The sequence below is a fragment of the Rathayibacter sp. AY1B8 genome (assembly GCF_002932775.1).
Classification (GTDB): Bacteria; Actinomycetota; Actinomycetes; order Actinomycetales; family Microbacteriaceae; genus Rathayibacter.
This window is the reverse complement of record NZ_PSWJ01000014.1, coordinates 1-19536: the sequence shown is the minus strand read 5'-3', so window position 1 is coordinate 19536 and position 19536 is coordinate 1. Positions and strand designations below refer to the sequence as shown.

Genomic DNA, 19536 nt, shown 5'->3' with positions numbered 1-19536 from the left:
AAGCCCTCCGCGAAGCCGGACACTGCAGAGTCGTCCGGCACAGAGTCGTCCAGCACAGAGCCGTCCAGCACAGAGTCGCGCAACGCAGCGCCGCCCCACGGGAAGCCGCACAGCGCGGAGCCCTGCGCAGCGCGGAGTCGGAGGGTCACCACGACCCGGCACTCGCCGTCACGCCGCACCACAGCACCCACCACGAAAGACGACGAGGCGCGGACCCCGATGCAGGGGTCCGCGCCTCGTCGTCGTGCGGTCGGCGGCTACTCGGCCGGGGCGCTGATCTCGCGCAGGACGCGGTCGCCGGGGCGGGCCTCGATCATCTCGGCCTCGATCTCGGCACGGTCGAGCAGCTCCTCCATGCGGCGGCGGCGGTTGCGCGTGATGAGCGTCACGACCGTGCCCGTCTTGCCCGCGCGGCCGGTGCGGCCGGAGCGGTGGAGGTACGTCTTGTACTCGTCGGGAGCGTCCGCCTGGATCACCAGGTCGATGTCGTCGACGTGGATGCCGCGCGCGGCCACATCGGTCGCGACCAGCACGTCCACGCGTCCGCTGGTGAGCAGTGCGAGGTTGCGGGTGCGGCGCGACTGGTTGAGGTCGCCGTGGAGGCTCGTCGCGGGGATGTCCGCGTGGTCGAGCTGCTCCGCGAGCTGCTCCGCGAACGCGCGGGTCCGGGCGAAGATCAGCGTCTTGCCCTGGCGGGCGGCGAGCTGCTCGATGATCTCGGCCTTGTCGCGGTGCTCGATCAGGAGCACGCGGTGGTCGATGGTCGAGGACGCCTGGTCCTCGCCGGCGACCTCGTGGACGCTCGGCTCGACCAGGAACTCGTCGACGAGCGTCGCGACGCCCTTGTCGAGCGTGGCCGAGAACAGCAGCCGCTGGCCGCCGTCGGCGGTCTGGCGGAGGATGCGCTGCACCGGCTCGAGGAAGCCGAGGTCGCACATGTGGTCGGCCTCGTCGAGCACCGTGATGGTGATGTTCGAGAGGTCGAGGCGGCCCTGCTCGACGAGGTCCTCGAGGCGGCCCGGCGTCGCGATGACGATGTCGACTCCGCGCTGGAGGGCTCCGACCTGCTTGTACTGGGGGACGCCGCCGTAGATGGTCGTCGTGAACAGGCCGACGGAGCGGGCGATCGGCTGGATCGTCCGGTCGATCTGCATGGCGAGCTCGCGGGTCGGCGCGAGGATGAGCGCGCGCGGAGCGCGGCCCGGCTTGCGGCCCTTCGCTCCGTTGTTCTCCATCAGGCGCTCGACGACAGGGGCGCCGAAGGCGATGGTCTTGCCGGAGCCGGTCTTGCCGCGTCCGAGGACGTCCTTGCCGGCGAGCACCTCGGGGATGGTCGCGGCCTGGATCGGGAACGGCGCGGCCGCTCCGAGCTCGGTCAGCATCCGGACGATGTTCCCGCCCAGGCCGAGGTCGCCGAAGGTGACGCCCTCGACGTCGACGGCGAGCGTGGCCGTCGCCTCGAGGCGCTCGAGCACGACGTCGTCGGCCTGGTGCGGCGCACGGGCGTCGCGGCTGGGGTAGAAGTCCGAGCCGGAGTCGCGGCGCGAGGGCCGGGAGTCGCGGTCGAACGAGCGGGTCGGGCGGTCGCCGCGGTCGTGGCCGCGCGAGGGACGCGCGTCCCGGTCGAAGGAGCGGGCCGGACGGTCGCTGCGGTCGAACGAGCGGGCGGGACGCTCGGTGCGGTCGTAGCCGCGCGAGGGGCGCTCGTCGCGGTCGCCGGTGCGGGCGGGCCGGTCGTCGCGTCCGTAGGAGCGGGTCGGACGATCGTCGCGGTCGTTCGAGCGGGCCGGACGCGCATCGCGGTCGAAGGAACGGGCCGGGCGGTCGCTCCGGTCGAAGGAACGCGCCGGACGCTCGTCGCGCCCGTAGGAACGGGCCGGACGCTCGTCGCGATCGTTCGAGCGGGCCGGACGCGCGTCACGGTCGAAGGAACGGGCCGGGCGGTCGCTCCGGTCGAAGGAACGCGCCGGACGCTCATCGCGCCCGTAGGAACGCGCCGGACGATCGTCGCGATCGTTCGAGCGGGCCGGACGCGCATCGCGGTCGAAGGAACGGGCCGGGCGGTCGCTCCGGTCGAAGGAACGCGCAGGACGCTCATCGCGCCCGTAGGAACGGGCCGGACGCTCGTCACGGTCGTTCGAGCGGGCCGGACGCGCGTCGCGGTCGTAGCCGCGCGAGGGCCGCTCGTCGCGGTCGTTCCCGCGGGCGGGCCGATCGGCGCGCTCGGTGGCCCGCTCGGCGCGCTCGTCGGCGTTCCAGCGCGCCTTCTTGGGGGCGTTCTCGTCGACGGCGCGGAATCCGCGGTGGCCCTCGCTGCGCGAGCCCGGCTTGGCGCCGGGGAAGCGCGAGCGGCCGCCGAGTTGGGACTTGCCGCTCGAGGCGCCGAAGCGGTTGGGCTCGAAGTTCTTGGCCGGACGTCCGCCGGCGGGCTTCTTGTTCTTGGGCATGGCAGTTCTTCCTGGGTTCAGGTCGTGCGCGAGGAGGCGACGCCGGAGGAGCCCCGTCGTGAGGGGCGTCCGTGCGCTGGACTGCTGCGGGGCAGCAGGGGGAGAACCCGGGCGAGTCATTGACCGGGGCCGATTCACACATGTGATTCGTCTCACGACGACTGTCGGAGACTCGGCCCACTTGACTAACAAACCCATCCGCACGAGAACGCACGGTGTCAAGAGCCGACCGAGCGAGTCTACACGCGGCCCCGGAGCCTGGCTAGGGCGGGGAGACGTGCGGCCAGGAGCCGCTCAGGTCGGGAGCCGCGAAGCCCGGGAGTCGCGCACCTCCGCAACCGGTCCCCCGCGGAGTCGCCCCGCATACAGCCCCCCGGCCCCGAGCCGCAGCACGATCGACGCGCGCCCGCGCGCAACGACCGCCCGTCCGCTACTGCGACGCCCGCCGGGCCCGGTACGCGGCCACGTTCGCGCGATTGCCGCAGTTGCCCGTGTCGCAGTAGCGCTTCGAGCGGTTGCGGGAGAAGTCCACGAGCACCGCCTCGCAGTCCTCCGCCGCGCAGACGCGGATCCGCTCGCGCTCGTCGCCGCGGATCACGTCGACGAACGCCATGGCGGCCTCGACCAGGATGCGCGTGGCGAGCGGGCTCTCGTCGCGCGTCGCGTGGAGGTGCCAGCCGTAGGGTCCGTGCCGGACCAGCTGCGGGAGCGCGCGGCCGGAGTCGAGCATCCCGTTGACGACGGGGACGAGGTCCTCCTCGGCCCGCGTGAGCCAGAGGGTGCGGAGGGAGGAGCGGATCGCCCGCACGGCCTCCAGCTCCTCGGCCGATCCGTCGCGGCTGCCCGTGTACCGGTTCTCGAGGAGGAAGTCGTCCAGCTGCTCGATCGTCGCCATCTCGTCCTCGCCGGACGGCGACAGCTCGGGGAGCGTGTTGACGAGGGTGGCGGTGGAGGTGAGCGACGCCTCGACGTCATAGGCGAACACCATGTTGACTCCTGACAGTGCGGCTCAGTAGTGTGCGATCAGCTCGCTGTCACGAGTGTAATCCTTTTGACTCCTGAAGGAGCCGGCCATGACCGCCGAGAGCACCGCCGCCGTCACCCTCCCCGCCGCGAGCGCGCCCGCGCCTGCACGGCGCCTCGGCTCCGGCCTCGTCGCGGCGCTGGCCGCGTCGGCGGCGTTCGGTCTGGGCGGGCCGTTCGTGAAGCCGCTCCTCGAGGCGGGCTGGACGCCGGCGTCCGCGGTCCTCTGGCGGGCGGGCGGCGCGGCCCTGATCCTCGCGATCCCGGCGATCCTGTCCCTCCGCGGCCGCTGGCCCGTGCTCCGCCGCAACCTCGGCACGATCGCCCTCTACGGAGTCTTCGCCGTGATCGCCGCGCAGCTCTGCTTCTACAGCGCGATCGAGCACATGTCGGTCGGCGTCGCCCTGCTGATCGAGTACCTCGCGCCGGTGTTCCTCGTCCTCTTCGCCTGGGCGCGCACGCGCCGGCACCCCGGCCGCTTCACCCTCGCCGGCTCCGCGCTCGCGCTCGGCGGCCTGGTGCTCGTGCTCGACCTGTCCGGCGAGTCGACGCCCGAGCTGGTCGGCATCGCCTGGGCGCTGACCGCCTCGCTCGGCCTGTGCGTCTACTACGTCATCGCCGGTCGGGTGGATCCGGAGCTGCCGCCGATCGCGCTCACGGCGGGGGCGATGACGGTCGGCGCCGCGATCCTGCTGGCACTCGGGGCGCTCGGCGTCACACCGCTGCGCGCGACGTTCGGAGAGGTGGTGTTCGTCGGAGCGGAGGTCAGCTGGCTCCTTCCCGCGGGCGTGATCCTCGGCATGTCGACGGTGCTGGCGTATCTGCTCGGGATCGAGGGCGGACGCCGTCTCGGCACGCGGATCGCCTCCTTCGTCGGGCTGACGGAGGTGCTGTTCTCGATCGCGGCCGCGTGGCTGATCCTCGGCGAGCTGCCCGCGCCGATCCAGTTCGGCGGCGGCGCGCTGATCCTCGCGGGGGTCGTCCTGGTCCGGCTGCAGCGCGAGCCCGGCACCCCCTGATCGCGGGGGTGCCGCATCCGGGGCGCCGGGCACCCCGTACGCTGATCGCACTCATGCGCGAGCCCACCCGATCCCCGCGACGCGTCGCCGCGGTCCTGGCCGCCCTCGCACTGCTCCTCTCGGGCTGCGCGAGCACCACTCCCGTCTCGGAGCCGGTGGCGCAGGCGCTCGGAGCGGCACCCGCACCCGACTGGTCCGGCGTGAGCGTGACGGCCGACGTCGTCTACGACGCGAGCACCGGGCAGAGCGTCGACGTCTGCTCCTCCCCTGCCTTGTCGGCGAAGCCGCGGCCCGCCGTCCTCGTCGTGCACGGCGGCAGCTGGGCCCGTGGAGGCAAGGCGGACGCGAACTGGCGTCCGATCTGCCAGTGGCTCGGATCGGAGGGGTTCGTCGCCGTCTCGGTCGACTACCGCCTCGCGCCCGCCGCCGTGTTCCCCGCGCAGCTCGACGATGTGACGGCCGCCCTCGACTGGCTGCTCGAGCCGGAGCAGACCGCGCGCTTCGGCATCGATACGGAACGGGTGGCGGCCTTCGGCGGCTCGGCCGGCGGCAACCTCGCCTCTCTGCTCGGCACGCTGCCGTCGACCTCGTCCCGCCTGGCCGCCGTGGTCGACCTGAGCGGCCCCTCCGATCTCAGCGCCGCCGGCCTCGCCGACGACGACCCGGTGGTCGGAGTCGCGGCCGCCGTGCGCAGCTACCTCGACTGCGCGGACCTCGCCTCCTGCCCCGCTGCGACCGCCGCCTCGCCCCTCGCGCAGGTGGACGGCTCCGAGCCGCCGTTCCTCATCGCGCACGCGGCGCACGAACGGGTCGCGCTCAGCCAGTCGACCCGCTTCGCCGAGGCGCTGCGCGGAGCGGGCTCGAGCGTCGACCTCCTCGTCCTTCCCGGCTCGCTGCACTCGATCGCGCTGCTCGACGACGCTCTGCGTGCTCGGGTCGTCGAGTTCCTCCGCGCCCACCTGGGCTCGTGAGCGGAGTCGTCGTCCGCCTCGAGGACGCAGCCGGAGCGGAGGGCCTCCTCGCCGCGGTCCCGCCCCCGCACGCCCGCGTCCTGGTCGCCCGGATCGACGGGGCGGCGTCCGGCGTGCTGGTGCTCGCTCCCGGCCCGGACGACTTCGCCGAGGTGCTGGAGCTCGTGGTCGCCTCCGTCCACCGGCGCACGGGAGTCGCCCGACGGCTCGTCGCGGCGGCGGAGTCGTGGGCGCGGGTGCAGCGGATCCGCACGCTGCGCCTGGCCGCCGCGCCGGAGCTCGCCCCAGCGGCCGGGGCGCTCGGCTTCACGGCGATCGACGGCTTCGGAGCCCACGTCGGCGACGATGCGGTGCTCTGCTTCGCGCGTCCGGTCTGAGCAGCGCCCGATCCGAGGCGAACCGGGTCCGAGGAGCCCGGCCCGAGGGCCCGCCCGGTCGGAGGCCGACACGGCAGGACGCCCGGCGCCATCCCTGTGCCGCTCCCGAGAGGCGGCCCCGCCCTCGTCCGGCGCGCACCCCCGCCGTCAGTCGATCGAGCAGCCCTGCTCGTCCGACAGCGCCCGCTCGATCCGGGCGCGGTGCTCGTCCGACATCGGCGGCAGCGCGTCGGGCGCGAACCAGCCGACCTCGGTCGACTCGTCGTCCGCGACGTGGGCCTCCCCCGAGATCCAGCGGCAGCGCACCACGTGGTCGAGGTACTGCGAGCGGTCCCCGTTGGGGTACTGCATCGGCGGGAGGGTGTGCACCTGCACGAGGCGCTCGACCTCGATCTCGACGCCCGCCTCCTCCTGCGCCTCGCGGCGGGCGGTGCCGGCGACGGTCTCGCCCGGGTCGATGATCCCGGTGACGGCCGTCCAGGCTCCGGTGTCGGCGCGCCGGACGAGCAGGACCTCGAGCGCCGGCTCCTCGCGGAGGATCACCGCGGTCACGCCGGTGAGCCAGAGCAGCTCGGTCCCGATCCGCTCGCGCAGCCGCAGCACGAAGTCGGGAGTCGCCATCAGTGCTCTTCGGGTCGGAAGTCGAACGCGACGATGCCGGCCGTGTCGACGAACGGCCCGACGAACTCCTTGAACGCGTCGTGCGCCGGATCCCAGTGCGCGGGGTCCTCGACGGCCGGCCGGCCCAGGTAGTAGTGCAGGTCGCCCTCGGAGGAGAAGGTCAGCAGGAACGCGCGGTCGAACCCCTCGCCCGCGCCCTCGATGCTCAGCTGCGGCCCGGTCTCGATCGACTCGATGTAGGGCCGTCCGTCGCGGACGCACTCGTCGGCGAGGGCGAGGAAGCGGCGGGTGACCTCGTCCGCCTCGGCGACCAGCGCCGTCGGGCGGAAGCGGATCAGGACGAGGTGCCGGAGCGTGCCCGGGCGGAAGTCGCGGGCGACGAAGCGCTCCGGACCGATCTCGTCGAGGACCGCGGTGGCGCGCTCCGGGCCGCTGCGCCAGCGCGAGCCGACCGTCTCGGCCGCATCCCTGATGTCCGTCATGCCGACGCCTTCCCGGCGCGGGCGGCACGCCGCCGCTCACGATACCCCTCGACCAGGTTGTAGACGACGGGCAGGACCACGAGGGTCAGCACCGTCGAGGACACCAGGCCGCCGATCACGACGATCGCCAGCGGCTGCGAGATGAAGCCGCCGTGGCCCGTGATCCCCAGCGCCATCGGCAGGAGGGCGAAGATCGTCGCGAGGGCGGTCATCAGAATGGGCCGGAGCCGCCGCTCGGTGCCGTGCAGCAGCGCCTCCCGCACCGGCATCCCGCGGTCGCGGTACTGGTTCACCAGGTCCACGAGCACGATCGCGTTCGTGACGACGATGCCGATCAGCATCAGCACGCCGATCAGGGACGGCACGCCCAGCGGCACGCCGGTGATCACCTGCAGGAGGATCGCGCCGGTCGCCGCGAACGGCACCGACACGAGCAGGAGCAGCGGCTGCAGGAGCGAGCGGAACGTCGCCACCATCACGACGTAGACGATCAGGATCGCGACCAGCAGCGCGATGCCCAGCTGCGAGAACGCGTCGGCCTGGTCGGCGGTCACTCCGCCGAGGGAGGCGCCGACACCGGCCGGAAGCGCCGTCGCGTCGATCGCGTTCTGCACGGCGACGTTGGCCGAGGCGAGGTCGTCGCCCTCCGGGGTGACGGTGATGGTCGCGGTGCGCTGCCCGCGCTCGGTGGTGATGCTCGCCGGACCGTCCGTCTGCTCGACCGCCGCGAGGGTGGAGAGCGCGACGGTGCCGGTGAGGGTCGGCACCTCGAGGTTCCGCAGCTCGTCCACGGTGGCCGGCGGCTGCCCGTCGGCCAGGTAGATCGAGAGGGTGCGGTCGTCGATCACGACGCTGCCGACCTGGCTGGGCTGGAGCGCCTGGCTGACGATCGTGCCCACGGCGACCTCGCTGAGACCCGCCCGGGCCGCGGCGTCGCGGTCGACCCGCACCGCGATGTAGGGCAGCGAGGAGGAGAGGTTGCTCTCGGCCTGGCTGATCCCGTCGGTCCCGCGCAGGGCCTCGAGGAGCTGGTCGCTCGCGCTCTGGAGGTCGCTCTGCGAGGCGGTCGAGAGGTCGACCTCGATGTCCGAGGAGGCGCCGAAGCCGGAGGAGGCGGCGACGCTGATGTCCTCGGCCGAGGCGACGCCCGACAGCGCGTCGCGGACGTCCGCCTGCACGGCCTCCTGGTCGGCCGACTCATCGGTGGTGACGGAGTAGCGGATCGAGGTGCCGCCGCCTCCTCCCCCGCCGAACGCGCTCTGCAGACCGCCGGAGGAGCCGACGGTGAGCTGGACGGTCTCGACGCCGTCGACGCCGAGGATCGCCGTGCTCGCCTGCTGCGCCGTCGCGTCCTGCGCGTCGAGGCTCTGGCCGACGGGGACCGTCTGTGTGACGGTGAAGGTGTCCTGCCCGCTGGAGCCGAGGAAGTTCGTCTTCATCAGCGGGTACAGCGCACCGGTCCCGACGAGCACGAGCAGCGCGAGGAGGACGGTGACGACCGAGTGCTTCAGCGTCCAGTGGATGATCGGGCCGTACACCGACTGCAGCCCGCGCGCCCGCCGGGGAGCGGCGTGGGCGCCGTGGTGCGGGGCCTCCTCGACCGGCGCGGCGGTGTCGGCCGGGACCCCCGAGGCGGGTGCCCCTCCGGCCGCCGCGCGCTCCTCCGCGAGCGCCGCCTGCGCGGCCTGGCGCACCGCCGGCCGCTTCGAGGGGCGGAGGAACCAGTAGGCGAGCACCGGCACGATCGTCAGCGCCACCACGAGGGAGGCGAGCAGGGCGATCGACACGGTCAGCGCGAAGGGCCGGAACAGCTCGCCCGTGGTGCCGCCGACGAACGAGATCGGCAGGAACACCGCGACCGTGGTGATCGTGGAGGCGGTGATCGCGCCGGCGACCTCGCGGACGGCGACCGCGATGGTCCGGGCCCGGTCCTCACCCGCGTCGAGGTGCCGCTTGATGTTCTCGATCACGACGATGGAGTCGTCGACCACACGGCCGATCGCGATGGTGAGCGCGCCGAGGGTCAGGATGTTGAGGGTGTAGCCGGCCGTCTGCAGGCCGATGAAGGTGATCAGCACCGAGGTCGGGATCGAGATGGCCGTGACCAGGGTCGAGCGCACCGACAGCAGGAACAGCAGGATCACCAGCACGGCGAAGACGAGGCCGAGCGCCCCCTCCTGCGCGAGCGACGCGATCGACTCCTGGATGTAGGGCGCCTGGTCGAAGACCGGGGTGAAGGCGGCGTTGTCGCCGATCGACTCCTCGAGGTCCGGGAGCAGCGCGGCCACGCCGGTCGACACATCGACGGTGTTCGCGGCCGGGAGCTTCGTGATCGAGAGGGTCAGGGCGGGCTGGCCGTTGACGCGCGAGATCGAGGTGACGGGGGCGTCGGTGACGGCGACCGTCGCGACGGAGCCGAGGGTGGTGACCGTCGGCTCTGCGGTCACGGCCGCGCCTCCCGCCGCCGCTCCGGCGTCGGAGCCGCCGGCGGAAGCCCCGGCACCCGCGGAGGCACCCGCGCCCGCTGACGCACCGGCGCCGCCCGCACCCGCGGAGGCACCTGCGGACGGCAGCAGCGGCAGCGCCGCGATCGCGTCGGTCGAGTCGAGCTTGACGCCCGACTGCACCGAGAAGGTCGACCCGTCCTGGGTGATCTGTCCGCCCGCGACGAGCACGCCGTTCTGCTGCAGGGCCGAGCGGATGTCGCCGGTCGAGAGGCCGGCCGCGGCGAGCGCCGCGTCGTCCGGAGTGATCGTGACGCGCTGGGCGGTCTCGCCGACGAGCGCCGCCTCGCGCACGCCCTCGACCTTCTCCAGGTCCGGGATGACCGTGGTGCGCAGGCGCTCGGCCAGCGCGTCCGCGTCGCCGTCGCTCGACACGGCGAGCTGCAGCACCGGCAGGTCGTCGAGGGAGCCGGTGACCACCTGCGGGTCGACGCCGTCCGGGAGCGTGCTCTTGATCCGGTTGATCGCCTGCAGGATCTTCTGCTCGGCGGTGGCGAGGTCGGTGCCGTAGGTGAAGGACGCCGAGATGAGGGAGGAGTCCGTTGAGGACGTCGCGCTGGTCGTCTCGAGCCCCGGCACCCCCTGGATGGCGGTCTCGATCGGCGTCGAGACGTCGTCGTTGACCACCTCCGGAGCGGCGCCCGGGTAGGACGTGACGACGGCGAGCTGCGGGAAGGAGATCGACGGCGCGAGCTCCTGCTTGAGCCCGGTCAGGGCGACTCCGCCGAAGACGGCGATGACGACGGTGACGAGCGCGATGAGCGCCCGGTTCTTCATGCTGAGGACCGCGAGGAGATGCACCCTCCGAGTCTTCCATCAGCCGACTGAGTGTTGGGAGGGACGCGGCGTTCCGGGGCGCGCGACGGGGCGACCCGCGCCACCGGCGGGCCCGGACGCCCTCAGCCCAGGCGGACCTCCGCCGTCGACGACCCGACGGGGAGGCTCACTGCAGCGCCCGCCCCCGCGCTCGAGAGCGCGAAGTCCCCGGCGAAGGCCCGGACGCCGACGCGCCCCTCGGCGTCCGTCCGGAGCACCGTCGGCTCGAGCCACCAGTCCCCGCGGATCCGCGAGCGCAGCGCCTCGTAGGCCGGCTTCGGGCTCCCGTCGCGGCGGAGGAACCCGCCCGGCGCTCCGAGCCAGGCGCCGGCGTCGTCGAAGCCCCAGTAGGTGATCGCCTCGACCGCCGGATGCGCGACCAGCGTCTCGTAGTGCCGCACCATCTCGTCCGCCTGCCGCGCCTCCCCCTCCGGAGTGGTCGGCCAGTCCTCGACCACGTGGTCGTTGAGGTCCTCGATCTCGGCGGGCATCAGCTCGCCCGAGACGAGGGTGGTCTCGGTCCAGTGCAGCGGCAGGCCGAAGCGCGCGAACCTGTCGCAGATCGCCGCGATCTGCTCCTCCCCGCGGAACCCCTGGTGCATGTGCGACTGCAGGCCGATCGCGTCGGGCCGGATCCCGGCCTCGAGCACGTCCTCGATCAGCCGCTCGTACTCGGGCCCGAGGTCGAAGTCGTTCAGCACGAGCACCGGTCCGGTGCCGAGGCTGCGCGCCTCCGAGAAGGCCAGCTCGACCATGCCGACGCGTCCATTCTCGCGGGCGAGGCGGGTGACGGCGTTCGTCACGCCGTCCGGGTCGTTCGCGAAGCGCGGCATGATGACGACCTCGTTGATCGCGTCCCAGGTGTCGATCAGCCCGGCGAAGGCGCCCACCTCCCGGCGGATGCGCGCGCGGAGGAGCTGCTCGGCCTCGTCCAGCGGCAGCGCGTCGAGCCACTCCGGCTTCACGTAGTGCCAGACGAGCGGGTGCCCCTTCAGGCGGACGCCGTCCGCGGCGAGCGCGCGCGCCTCGGCGAGCACCTCCTCCGTCGCGGTGCGGCCGCGCTCCGGCTCGAAGCGTCCCCAGTAGACGGGGAGCGTCGCCGTGTCGAACAGGTCGAGCCAGAGCCGGCGCTCCTCGGCGCGCGCGGGGTCGGTGCTCGGAGGGGTGCAGCCGAAGGCGAAGGCGTGGCGGCGCTGCTCGACCGTCACGTCGGCGTGGGCGAGCGGAGCGCCGTCGGCACCGAGGACGGTGACGAGGGCGTCGGCGAGACGGGGGCTGAAGTCGGTCATGCGGGGCCTCTCAGGCGGGGTGGCGCTCGTCGAGCGCCGTGTACTCGGATCGGGTGAGCGGGAGGACCGCTCCGTGCTTGGTGTCCTCGGGCAGGTCGAACTCCTCCGCGAGCTCCCAGCGGCCCGAGGCCGGGTCGGTGCTCGTGTAGGCGCGGTAGCCGTAGGGGCGGAGGGCGTACTGGTCGACCCAGAGCGACCAGCGCTCCTCGCGGTGGTGCCGGAAGACCAGCGGCCCCTCGATGCTCGGGCCGAGCTCCTGCCCGATCCCCCGGGCGACGGTGGCGAAGTCGTCCGCGAGGAGGGAGGAGCCGACCTGCTGGAACACCTGCATCGTGTCGGGGGCCTCGTCGTGCTGCTTGGCGAAGCGGTGGACGGCCGTGCCCTCGATCAGCAGCGTCATGTCGATCACTCCGCCGGGCAGCCGCAGGTAGGTCTCGGGCTCGGCGAACGTGCGGAAGTCGCGCGTGCGGGACATCAGGATGCGGCTGTCGCCCGTCTCGCCGGTGGCGGGGTCGCCGTCCTCGGCCAGGCCGGAGGACCAGTGCACGAGGAAGTCGCCCGAGACCGGGTCGTAGACCGACTCCGGCGCCCAGGCCATGCCCGCGCCCTCGGGAGCGACGGCGACCGCGCGCGGCTCGGACCACTCGAGGAGGTCCGGGGAGTCCCAGACCACGAGGTCGCGGCTCCCCCGGTGCCGGTAGTGGTCCCAGTCCGGGCCCTCGGGCCGCCAGACGCGGAGGTCGGTGGCGACGAGGTGGAAGCCCCGCGGCCCGCGGACGATGTGGGGGTCGCGGACGCCGCCCGTGCCGCCGGTCCACTCCAGCACCGGCCCGAGCGCGCGCCAGCGCAGCGGATCGTCGCCCCGGCTGAGCGAGAGGAAGATCTTCTCGCTGTGGCCGGTCCGGTCCTCCACGAAGTGGACCAGCAGGTAGCCGTACCCGTCACTCATGAGAGAACGATCTCACACGCCCGGCGGGCACTCCACCTCAGACCACGTCGGCGAGGTACCCCGGGTCGGCTGCCGGGTGCCGCGCGACCTGCGCCCACGCCGTCGCGAGCGCCTCCACGGCCCGGTCGGTCGCCTCGGGCGAGTAGCCGATCGGGATGCGGAGGAACCGCTCGAAGGCGCCGTCGATCCCGAAGCGCGGGCCCGCGGTGATCAGCAGGCCCGCCGTCCGGGCGGCGAGCGCGAGCTGCGAGCTCGCCGGCCGGCCCAGGCCCACCCAGGTGGAGAGGCCGCCCGAGACCCGCGGCACGCTCCACTCCGGGATCGCGCGCGCCAGGGCCGCCTCGAGGTGGTCGCGGCCCGCGCGCAGCTGCGAGCGCCGCAGCTCCAGCACGCCGTCCATCCGGCCGAGCATGTCCGCGACCAGGAGCTGCTCCAGGATCGGCGTGCCGAGGTCGCTCGCCGAGCGCGCCAGCGCCAGCTTGCGGATCACCGCCCGCTCGGCGCGGATCCAGCCGATCCGGATGCCGCCCCACAGTGTCTTGCCGACGGAGCCGATCGAGAGCACCGTCCCCTCGGGCCCGTAGGCGGCGAACGGCAGCGGCGTCATCCGCCGGTCGATGTCGAGCTCGGCCGTCGTCTCGTCGGCGATGATCAGCGTGCCCTGCCGCGCCGCGGCGGCGATCGCCCGCTCCCTCAGCTCGGCGGCCATGGAGCGGCCCGTCGGGTTGTGGAAGTCGGGCATCAGGTAGGCCAGGCTCGGGCTCGTGCCGCGCAGCGCGGCGATCAGGCCCTCTCCGTCCCAGCCGTCCGCCCCGTCGACGTTCACCGGCACGAGCCGCGCGCCGGCCAGCCGGAGGGCCTCGTAGGCGTGCGGGTAGGTCGGGGCCTCGATCAGCGCCCGGTCGCCCCGCGCGAGCAGGGTGCGGGCGACGAGCGCGATCGCGTGCTGCGCGCCGATGGTCACCATGATCTGGCCGGGCTCGGTGCGCAGACCCCGCGCGGTGTAGCGCTCGGCGATCGCGCGGCGCAGCACCGGCAGGCCGACCGTGTCGTAGGAGCCGGAGTCGAAGTGCTCGGGGGCCGCCTGCGCCGCGCGGGTGTACGCCTCGGCCAGCTCGGGGACGGCGGGCAGTGCCGCCTTGGTGAAGTCGAGGAAGTCCGGCGCGAGCGAGGGCACCGCGTGCACGGCCGCTCCCGGCAGGCGGGTGACGCTGCCGGAGCCGCGCACGCTGACGAGGTAGCCGCTGTCGCGCAGCTCGCGGTACGCGGCGGCCACGGTCGTGCGGCTGACGCCGAGGCGGGCCGAGAGCTCGCGCTCGGCGGGCAGGCGGCTGCCCGCGGGGATGCGGCCGTCGATCCCGAGGAGGCGGATCCGGTCGGCCAGCGCGAGGTAGGCGGGCCGGGTGCCGCGCTGCTCGCGCCAGTCGCCGAGGAGGGTCTGCAGGGCGCGCGCGCCGAAGTGGACATCAGCCATGCGTCCAAGGTAGCCGGATTGGACCGCGCGAAGAAGGCCAATGCCGCGCTGTGATGAGTCCATGACCCTCACCGCTCCTGTCGCCGCCGCCGCTCCCCCAGCGGGCCAGTGGCGCCTCCGACCCGTGCCGCGCCTGCTGGTGGGCCTGATCCTCTACGGATTCGCCGACGCGATGATGATCCGAGCGGCGATCGGCGTGGACCCGTGGACCGTCTTCGCCCAGGGGGTCGCGCACCAGACCGGGCTCGGGATCGGACTGCTCACGAACGTGATCGGCCTGCTCGTCCTGCTGCTGTGGATCCCCCTCCGACAGCGGCCCGGTCTCGGCACCGTGCTGAACGTGCTCGTGGTCGGCACGATGATCGATGTCGGGCTGCGCGTGCTGGCGACGCCGGACGAGTGGTGGGCCCGCGGCCTGCTCTTCGCCGGAGGCCTCGTGCTTCTGGCGGTCGCGAGCGGGATCTACATCGGCGCCCACCTCGGTCCGGGGCCCCGCGACGGACTGATGCTGGGCCTGCACACCCGCACGGGCCTGCCGATCTGGGTGGCGCGCTCGGGCGTCGAGCTCACGGTGCTGCTCATCGGCTGGGCCCTCGGCGGCGACGCCGGCCTCGGCACCCTCCTCTTCGCGGTGCTGATCGGGCCGCTCTGCTCGGTGACCCTGCCTCTGCTCGGGGTGCGGAGGCACTGACCCTCGCACGACGGAGGCCCCGCCTCCCGGACCGGTTCCGGGAGGCGGGGCCTTCGCGATCGGATCGGCTAGCGCTTGGCCGCGATCTCCGCACGCATCCGCGACGCCTCGTCGGAGTCCTGGATCGAGGCGATCCCCTCGGTGATCGAGGTGCCCGACGCGGGGGCCTCGTGCTCGTCCGCTCCGAGCGTGGTCTCGTCGAAGGGCGAGCGCCCGCCGAGGACCTCGCGGACCTGCACCATGTCGATCTGCTTGGTCCAGGTGCCCACGAGAAGGGTGGCGACCGCGTTGCCGGTGAAGTTGGTGACCGCGCGGGCCTCGGACATGAAGCGGTCGATGCCGACGATCACGCCGACGCCGTTGACCAGGTCGGGACGGAAGGACTGGAGGCCGCCGGCCAGCGTGGCCAGGCCCGCTCCGGTGACGCCCGCGGCGCCCTTCGAGGCGATCATCATGAAGAGGAGGAGGCCGATCTGCTCCGGGATCGACATCGGCGCTCCGGTGGCCGAGGCGATGAACAGCGACGCCATCGTGAGGTAGATCGCCGTGCCGTCGAGGTTGAAGGAGTAGCCGGTGGGCACGGTGATGCCGACGACGGGCTTGGAGACGCCGAGGTGCTCCATCTTCGCGATCAGGCGGGGCAGCGCCGCCTCCGAGGAGGAGGTGCCGACGATGAGCAGGTACTCGCGGGCCAGGTACTTCATCAGCGAGAAGATGCTGACGCCGGTCACCAGGCGCAGCAGCAGGCCGAGGACGACGACCACGAAGATCGCGCAGGTGATGTAGAAGCCGATCATCAGGGTGGCGAGAGCGACGACCGCTCCCCAGCCGGTCTTGCCGACGACCGCGGCGATGGCGCCGAACGCGCCGATCGGGGCGACCCAGAGCACCATCGAGAGGATGCGGAAGACCAGGACCTGGAGCTGCTTGATCGCTCCGAGGATCGGCTGGCCCTTGGCGCCCATCTTCTGCAGCGCGAAGCCGACGAGCAGCGCGACGAAGAGGGTCTGCAGGATGCTGCCGTCCACGAGCGAGGAGAACAGCGAGACGGGGATGATCCCGAGGACGAAGTCGCTGGTGCTCTCGGCCTTGAGGTCGCTGGTGTCGTAGGTGGCGCTCGAGATGTCGAGGCCCTCGCCCGGGTGCAGGATGTTGCCGACGACGAGGCCGATCGCCAGGGCGAAGGTCGACATCACGATGAAGTAGCCCAGCGCGAGTCCGCCGACCTTGCCGACCGTGGCGGCCTTCGCGATGGAGCCGATGCCGATGACGATGGTGCAGAAGATGATCGGCGCGATCATCATCTTGATCAGTCCGACGAAGGCCTTGCCGACGGGCTCGAGCGTCGCCGCGAAGGCGGGAGCGACGAGTCCGACCACGACGCCGGCGACCACGGCGATGATGACGGCGATGTAGAGCCAGTGGTTCCGGTCGATGCGCCGCCGGGTCTTCGGAGGGGTGACCGCGGGGATCAGCCGGTCGGACGGCGTCTGAGGCGTCTTCGCCATGGGGGTGTCCTTCTCTTCGTCGAGGTGAGGGGGTAGGACGATGGTGGCCCCGCCTCCGGAGCCCGGCACGGTTGCGTTCATACTGTTCACGGCGGGGCGCCCCGAGCGCTCGCTCACGAGGGAGTGGCATGGTCAGGACGCCGAGCGCACGCGGACCGCGCGGCAGCATCGCCGCGCGCCTGTTCGCCGTGCAGCTGCTGAGCATCCTGCTGATCGCCGCGGCGGCCGTCGCGGTGCTCGCCCTCGACGCGCGGAGCCGAGCCGGCGACGAGGCCGCCCAGCGGAGCCTCGTCGTGGCGCGGACGGTGGCCGACAATCCGTTCGTCCTCGAGTCGACGGCCGGCGCGGACCCCTCCGCGAGCCTGCAGCCGTACGCCGAGGAGGTCATGCGGGACACCGGCGTCGACTTCCTCACGATCATGGCCCCCGACCGCACCCGGTACACCCACCGCGACCGCGACCGGATCGGCCTGCCGTTCCAGGGCACGATCGAGCCCGCGCTGGAGGGGCGGACCTTCACCGAGACGTACGCCGGCACGCTCGGGCCCTCCGTCCGCGCCGTCGCACCGATCGAGGACGCCGACGGCGCGGTCGTCGCGCTCGTGTCGGCGGGCGTCACGCTCTCGGCCGTGGACGCCTCCTTCGCCGCCCGCGTGCAGGTCGTCGCGTGGGGCGCGCTCGGCGCGGTCGCGCTCGGCGCGCTCGGCTCGTGGCTCCTCGCCCGCTACCTGAGGCGGGTCACGGGCGGGCGGGGCCCGGAGCAGATGAGCCAGGTCTTCGCCTACTACGAGTCCGTCCTGCACTCGGTGCGGGAGGGGCTGCTGCTGGTCGACGACCGCGGCCGACTGGTGCTCGCCAACGACCACGCGCTGGAGCTGCTCGGGCTCGAGGGCGTGCGGACGCCGGTGCCGGTCGCCGAGCTCGACCTCCCCGTCGCCCTGCGCGAGCTGCTGCAGGACGACGAGCCCGTCTCGGACCGCCTGGTCGTGGCCCGCGAGCGGATCCTCGTGGTGAACGAGCGGCCCGCCGCCTCCCCCGGCGCCCGCCCCCTGGGCACGGTCGTCACGCTCCGGGACCGCACCGAGCTGCAGCGGGTGAGCGGCGAGCTGGAGTCGCTGCGCACCCTCTCGGACGCGCTGCGCTCGCAGACCCACGAGTTCTCGAACCGCCTGCACACCATCGCGTCGCTGATCGAGCTCGGCCGGCCCGACGAGGCGCTCGCGTTCGCCGCCGGCGAGCTGAACCTCAGCCAGCGCCTGGCCGACCGGGTCCTCGGCTCCGTGCAGGAGCCGGTGATCGCCGCCCTGCTGCTGGGCAAGGCCGCACAGGCCCGCGAGCGCGGCGTCGAGCTGCACTTCGAGACGCACCTCGAGCCCGGCACGCAGGGGCTGGAGCCCGGGGACCTCGTGACGGTGCTGGGCAACCTGATCGACAACGCCCTCGACGCGGCCGCCTCCTCCGCTCCGGACCGCGAGCCGTGGGTGGAGGTCTACCTCGGCCTCGCGGAGGGCGAGCTGGTGGTGCAGGTGTCGGACAGCGGCCCCGGAGTCGCGAGCGCCGCCGACGTCTTCGCGCGCGGCTACTCGACGAAGGAGTCGGACGGCTTCGGCCGCGGCATCGGCCTGGCGCTGGTGCAGCAGGTGGTGGAGCGGCTCGGCGGCTCGATCGAGGTCTCGCGCCACATCGGCGCGGTGTTCACGGTGCAGCTGCCGCTGCCCGCGCGGGTGGCGTCGTGATCCGGGTGCTCGTCGTCGAGGACGAGCCGCTGACCGCGAGCGCCCACGCCGACTACGTCCGGCGGGTCGACGGCTTCGAGGTGGCCGCGGTCGCCGGCAGCGGGGCGGAGGCGATCCGGGCCCTGCGCGCGGACCCGGGCATCGCGCTGATCCTGCTCGACATGAACCTGCCGGACATGGGCGGCCTCGACCTCTGCCGGGCCGTCAGGGCGGCGGGCTTGGACGTCGACGTCATCGCGATCACCGCCGTCCGCGACGCCGCGAACGTGCGCGCCTCCGTCGCCGCCGGCATCGTGCAGTACCTGATCAAGCCGTTCGTCTTCAGCGCGTTCGCCGCCAAGCTCGCCAGCTACCGGTCGTACCGCGAGCGGATGCACGGCGCCGACGTCGCCAGCCAGCACGAGGTGGACGGGGCCTTCGCGGCGCTCCGCACCTCCAACGCCCCGGGTCTGGCCAAGGGGCTCTCGGCGCAGACCCTCGAGGCCGTCACCGCGCTGCTGGGTCCCGTCGGCCTCTCGGCGGCCGAGCTCGCCACCCGCCTCGACATCTCGCGGGTGACGGCGCGCCGCTACCTCGAGCACCTCGCCGACTCCGGAGTCGCGGGCCGCGCGCCCCGCTACGGCTCCCCCGGCCGCCCGGAGCTGGAGTACCGCCGCCGCTGAGCGCACGTCAGGCGGCCCGCAGCGCGGCGGCGATCTCCTCCTCGATCAGGTCGTGGTTGATCGCCGCGCCCACGCGCAGCCCGTCGGCGGACGAGGCGACGACCTGCGCCATCGGCTCGACCAGCGAGCCCGCGGCGAAGACCCCGGCGACGCCGGTCCGGCCCATCGGATCGACGGCGAGGTGCCGCGCGACTCCCGACGGGTGGTCGGCGAGCTCGAGGCCGAGCCCCTCGGGGAGCCGCCCATCGACCCGCGGGCCGACGACGAGCGCGTCGAGCTCGTGCCGCCGACCGTCGATCACCACGCCGACCAGGCGGTCGTCCTCGACGAGGACCTTCTCGACGCGACCCGGCACGAGAGCGATCCCGCGGGCGGCCAGCGCCGCCGCCTCGTCGCCGACGGGCGCGGGTGCGCCGTGGAGCAGGATCGACGTCCGGTCGCTGAGCTGTCGGAACATCTGCGCCTGGTGCCCGGCGAACGAGCTGCCGAGCACGCCGATCCGCCGGCCGCGCACCTCGAAGCCGTGGCAGTAGGGGCAGTGCAGGACGTCCCGTCCCCAGCGGGCGCCGAGCCCGGGGATCTCCGGCAGCAGGTCGCGGACGCCGGTCGCGAGCAGGAGGCGGCGCGCGCGGAGGACCGTGCCGTCGGCGAGGGTCGCGGTCACGCCCTCGGCACCCGCGGAGGCGCGGACCGCCTCGCCCTCGACCACCCGGGCTCCGTAGCCCTCGGCCTCGGCGCGCGCCAGACGCACCAGCTCCGTGGGCGGGACGCCGTCGCGGGTCAGCACGTTGTGGGCACCGGGCGAGGGTGCGTTGCGCGGAGGTCCGCCGTCGACGACGAGGACGTCGCGGAGACTGCGGCCGAGGGCGGTGGCGGCGGCGAGGCCGGCGAAGGAGGCGCCGAGGATCAGGACGTCGGCGGCGCTCGCGACTCCGGGGCCGCTGTCCGACACCTGCACCACCAGCTC

The 19536-nt window shown here is 73.5% G+C and carries 16 protein-coding genes; 6 read left to right on the top strand and 10 right to left on the bottom strand.

The window, feature by feature from the left end; translation table 11 throughout:
- Positions 1-257: 257 nt before the first annotated feature.
- Together C5C63_RS09820 and C5C63_RS09815 are read right to left on the bottom strand one after the other, a co-directional pair.
- Entirely contained in the window at positions 258-2447 is a 2190-nt protein-coding gene (locus C5C63_RS09820) for a DEAD/DEAH box helicase (RefSeq protein ID WP_104325962.1), read from the bottom strand.
- 430 nt (positions 2448-2877) lie between these two features.
- Positions 2878-3435 (bottom strand): CGNR zinc finger domain-containing protein, encoded by a 558-nt coding sequence (locus C5C63_RS09815; protein WP_104226176.1) that lies wholly within the window; start codon positions 3433-3435, stop codon positions 2878-2880.
- A gap of 85 nt (positions 3436-3520) precedes the next feature.
- Here C5C63_RS09815 and C5C63_RS09810 point away from each other — a divergent pair, with 85 nt between their 5' ends.
- The 3 genes from C5C63_RS09810 to C5C63_RS09800 are packed head-to-tail and all read left to right on the top strand — an operon-like array spanning position 3521 to position 5837.
- Positions 3521-4489, top strand: a complete 969-nt coding sequence (locus C5C63_RS09810) for a DMT family transporter (RefSeq protein ID WP_104237656.1) — start codon at positions 3521-3523, stop codon at positions 4487-4489.
- Between the two features lie 53 nt (positions 4490-4542).
- Complete coding sequence (locus C5C63_RS09805) at positions 4543-5460, top strand: alpha/beta hydrolase (protein WP_104325961.1); 918 nt, start codon at positions 4543-4545, stop codon at positions 5458-5460.
- Positions 5457-5837, top strand: coding sequence for a GNAT family N-acetyltransferase (locus tag C5C63_RS09800; protein WP_104246893.1), 381 nt, complete (start codon positions 5457-5459; stop codon positions 5835-5837). The genes C5C63_RS09805 and C5C63_RS09800 overlap by 4 nt, the downstream gene beginning before the upstream one ends.
- A 147-nt stretch (positions 5838-5984) precedes the next feature.
- On the opposite strand, the gene C5C63_RS09795 is transcribed toward C5C63_RS09800, so the two are convergent.
- The 6 genes from C5C63_RS09795 to C5C63_RS09770 form a co-directional block, all read right to left on the bottom strand.
- Positions 5985-6458, bottom strand: coding sequence for an NUDIX domain-containing protein (locus C5C63_RS09795; protein ID WP_104325960.1), 474 nt, complete (start codon positions 6456-6458; stop codon positions 5985-5987).
- A complete protein-coding gene (locus C5C63_RS09790; RefSeq protein ID WP_104249875.1) occupies positions 6458-6940 on the bottom strand; it encodes a Dabb family protein in 483 nt (160 codons plus the stop codon). The genes C5C63_RS09795 and C5C63_RS09790 overlap by 1 nt, the downstream gene beginning before the upstream one ends.
- On the bottom strand, positions 6937-10245 hold the full coding sequence (locus tag C5C63_RS09785) for an efflux RND transporter permease subunit (RefSeq protein ID WP_104325959.1): 3309 nt from the start codon (positions 10243-10245) through the stop codon (positions 6937-6939). Before C5C63_RS09785 ends, C5C63_RS09790 begins: the two co-directional genes overlap by 4 nt.
- Before the next feature lie 98 nt (positions 10246-10343).
- Positions 10344-11549 carry an endo-1,4-beta-xylanase gene (locus tag C5C63_RS09780; RefSeq protein ID WP_104325958.1) on the bottom strand — a complete coding sequence of 402 codons (1206 nt, stop codon included), beginning with the start codon at positions 11547-11549 and terminating at the stop codon, positions 10344-10346.
- A gap of 10 nt (positions 11550-11559) precedes the next feature.
- Positions 11560-12498 (bottom strand): glycoside hydrolase family 43 protein, encoded by a 939-nt coding sequence (locus C5C63_RS09775; RefSeq protein ID WP_104325957.1) that lies wholly within the window; start codon positions 12496-12498, stop codon positions 11560-11562.
- Positions 12499-12535: 37 nt separating this feature from the next.
- Complete coding sequence (locus C5C63_RS09770; RefSeq protein ID WP_104325956.1) at positions 12536-13972, bottom strand: PLP-dependent aminotransferase family protein; 1437 nt, start codon at positions 13970-13972, stop codon at positions 12536-12538.
- A gap of 61 nt (positions 13973-14033) precedes the next feature.
- Here C5C63_RS09770 and C5C63_RS09765 point away from each other — a divergent pair, with 61 nt between their 5' ends.
- Positions 14034-14663 carry a YitT family protein gene (locus tag C5C63_RS09765; protein WP_374952930.1) on the top strand — a complete coding sequence of 210 codons (630 nt, stop codon included), beginning with the start codon at positions 14034-14036 and terminating at the stop codon, positions 14661-14663.
- A 68-nt stretch (positions 14664-14731) separates the two neighbouring features.
- On the opposite strand, the gene C5C63_RS09760 is transcribed toward C5C63_RS09765, so the two are convergent.
- A complete protein-coding gene (locus C5C63_RS09760) occupies positions 14732-16171 on the bottom strand; it encodes a cation:dicarboxylate symporter family transporter (protein ID WP_104223811.1) in 1440 nt (479 codons plus the stop codon).
- A gap of 128 nt (positions 16172-16299) precedes the next feature.
- Between C5C63_RS09760 and C5C63_RS09755 the strand changes: the two genes are divergently transcribed.
- Both C5C63_RS09755 and C5C63_RS09750 read left to right on the top strand, forming a co-directional pair.
- Positions 16300-17907 (top strand): sensor histidine kinase, encoded by a 1608-nt coding sequence (locus tag C5C63_RS09755; protein ID WP_104325955.1) that lies wholly within the window; start codon positions 16300-16302, stop codon positions 17905-17907.
- Entirely contained in the window at positions 17904-18569 is a 666-nt protein-coding gene (locus tag C5C63_RS09750) for a response regulator (protein ID WP_104325954.1), read from the top strand. The genes C5C63_RS09755 and C5C63_RS09750 overlap by 4 nt, the downstream gene beginning before the upstream one ends.
- Before the next feature lie 7 nt (positions 18570-18576).
- On the opposite strand, the gene C5C63_RS09745 is transcribed toward C5C63_RS09750, so the two are convergent.
- Positions 18577-19536 (bottom strand): NAD(P)/FAD-dependent oxidoreductase (locus C5C63_RS09745; protein WP_308471544.1); only part of this gene is annotated, 960 nt, incomplete at its 5' end.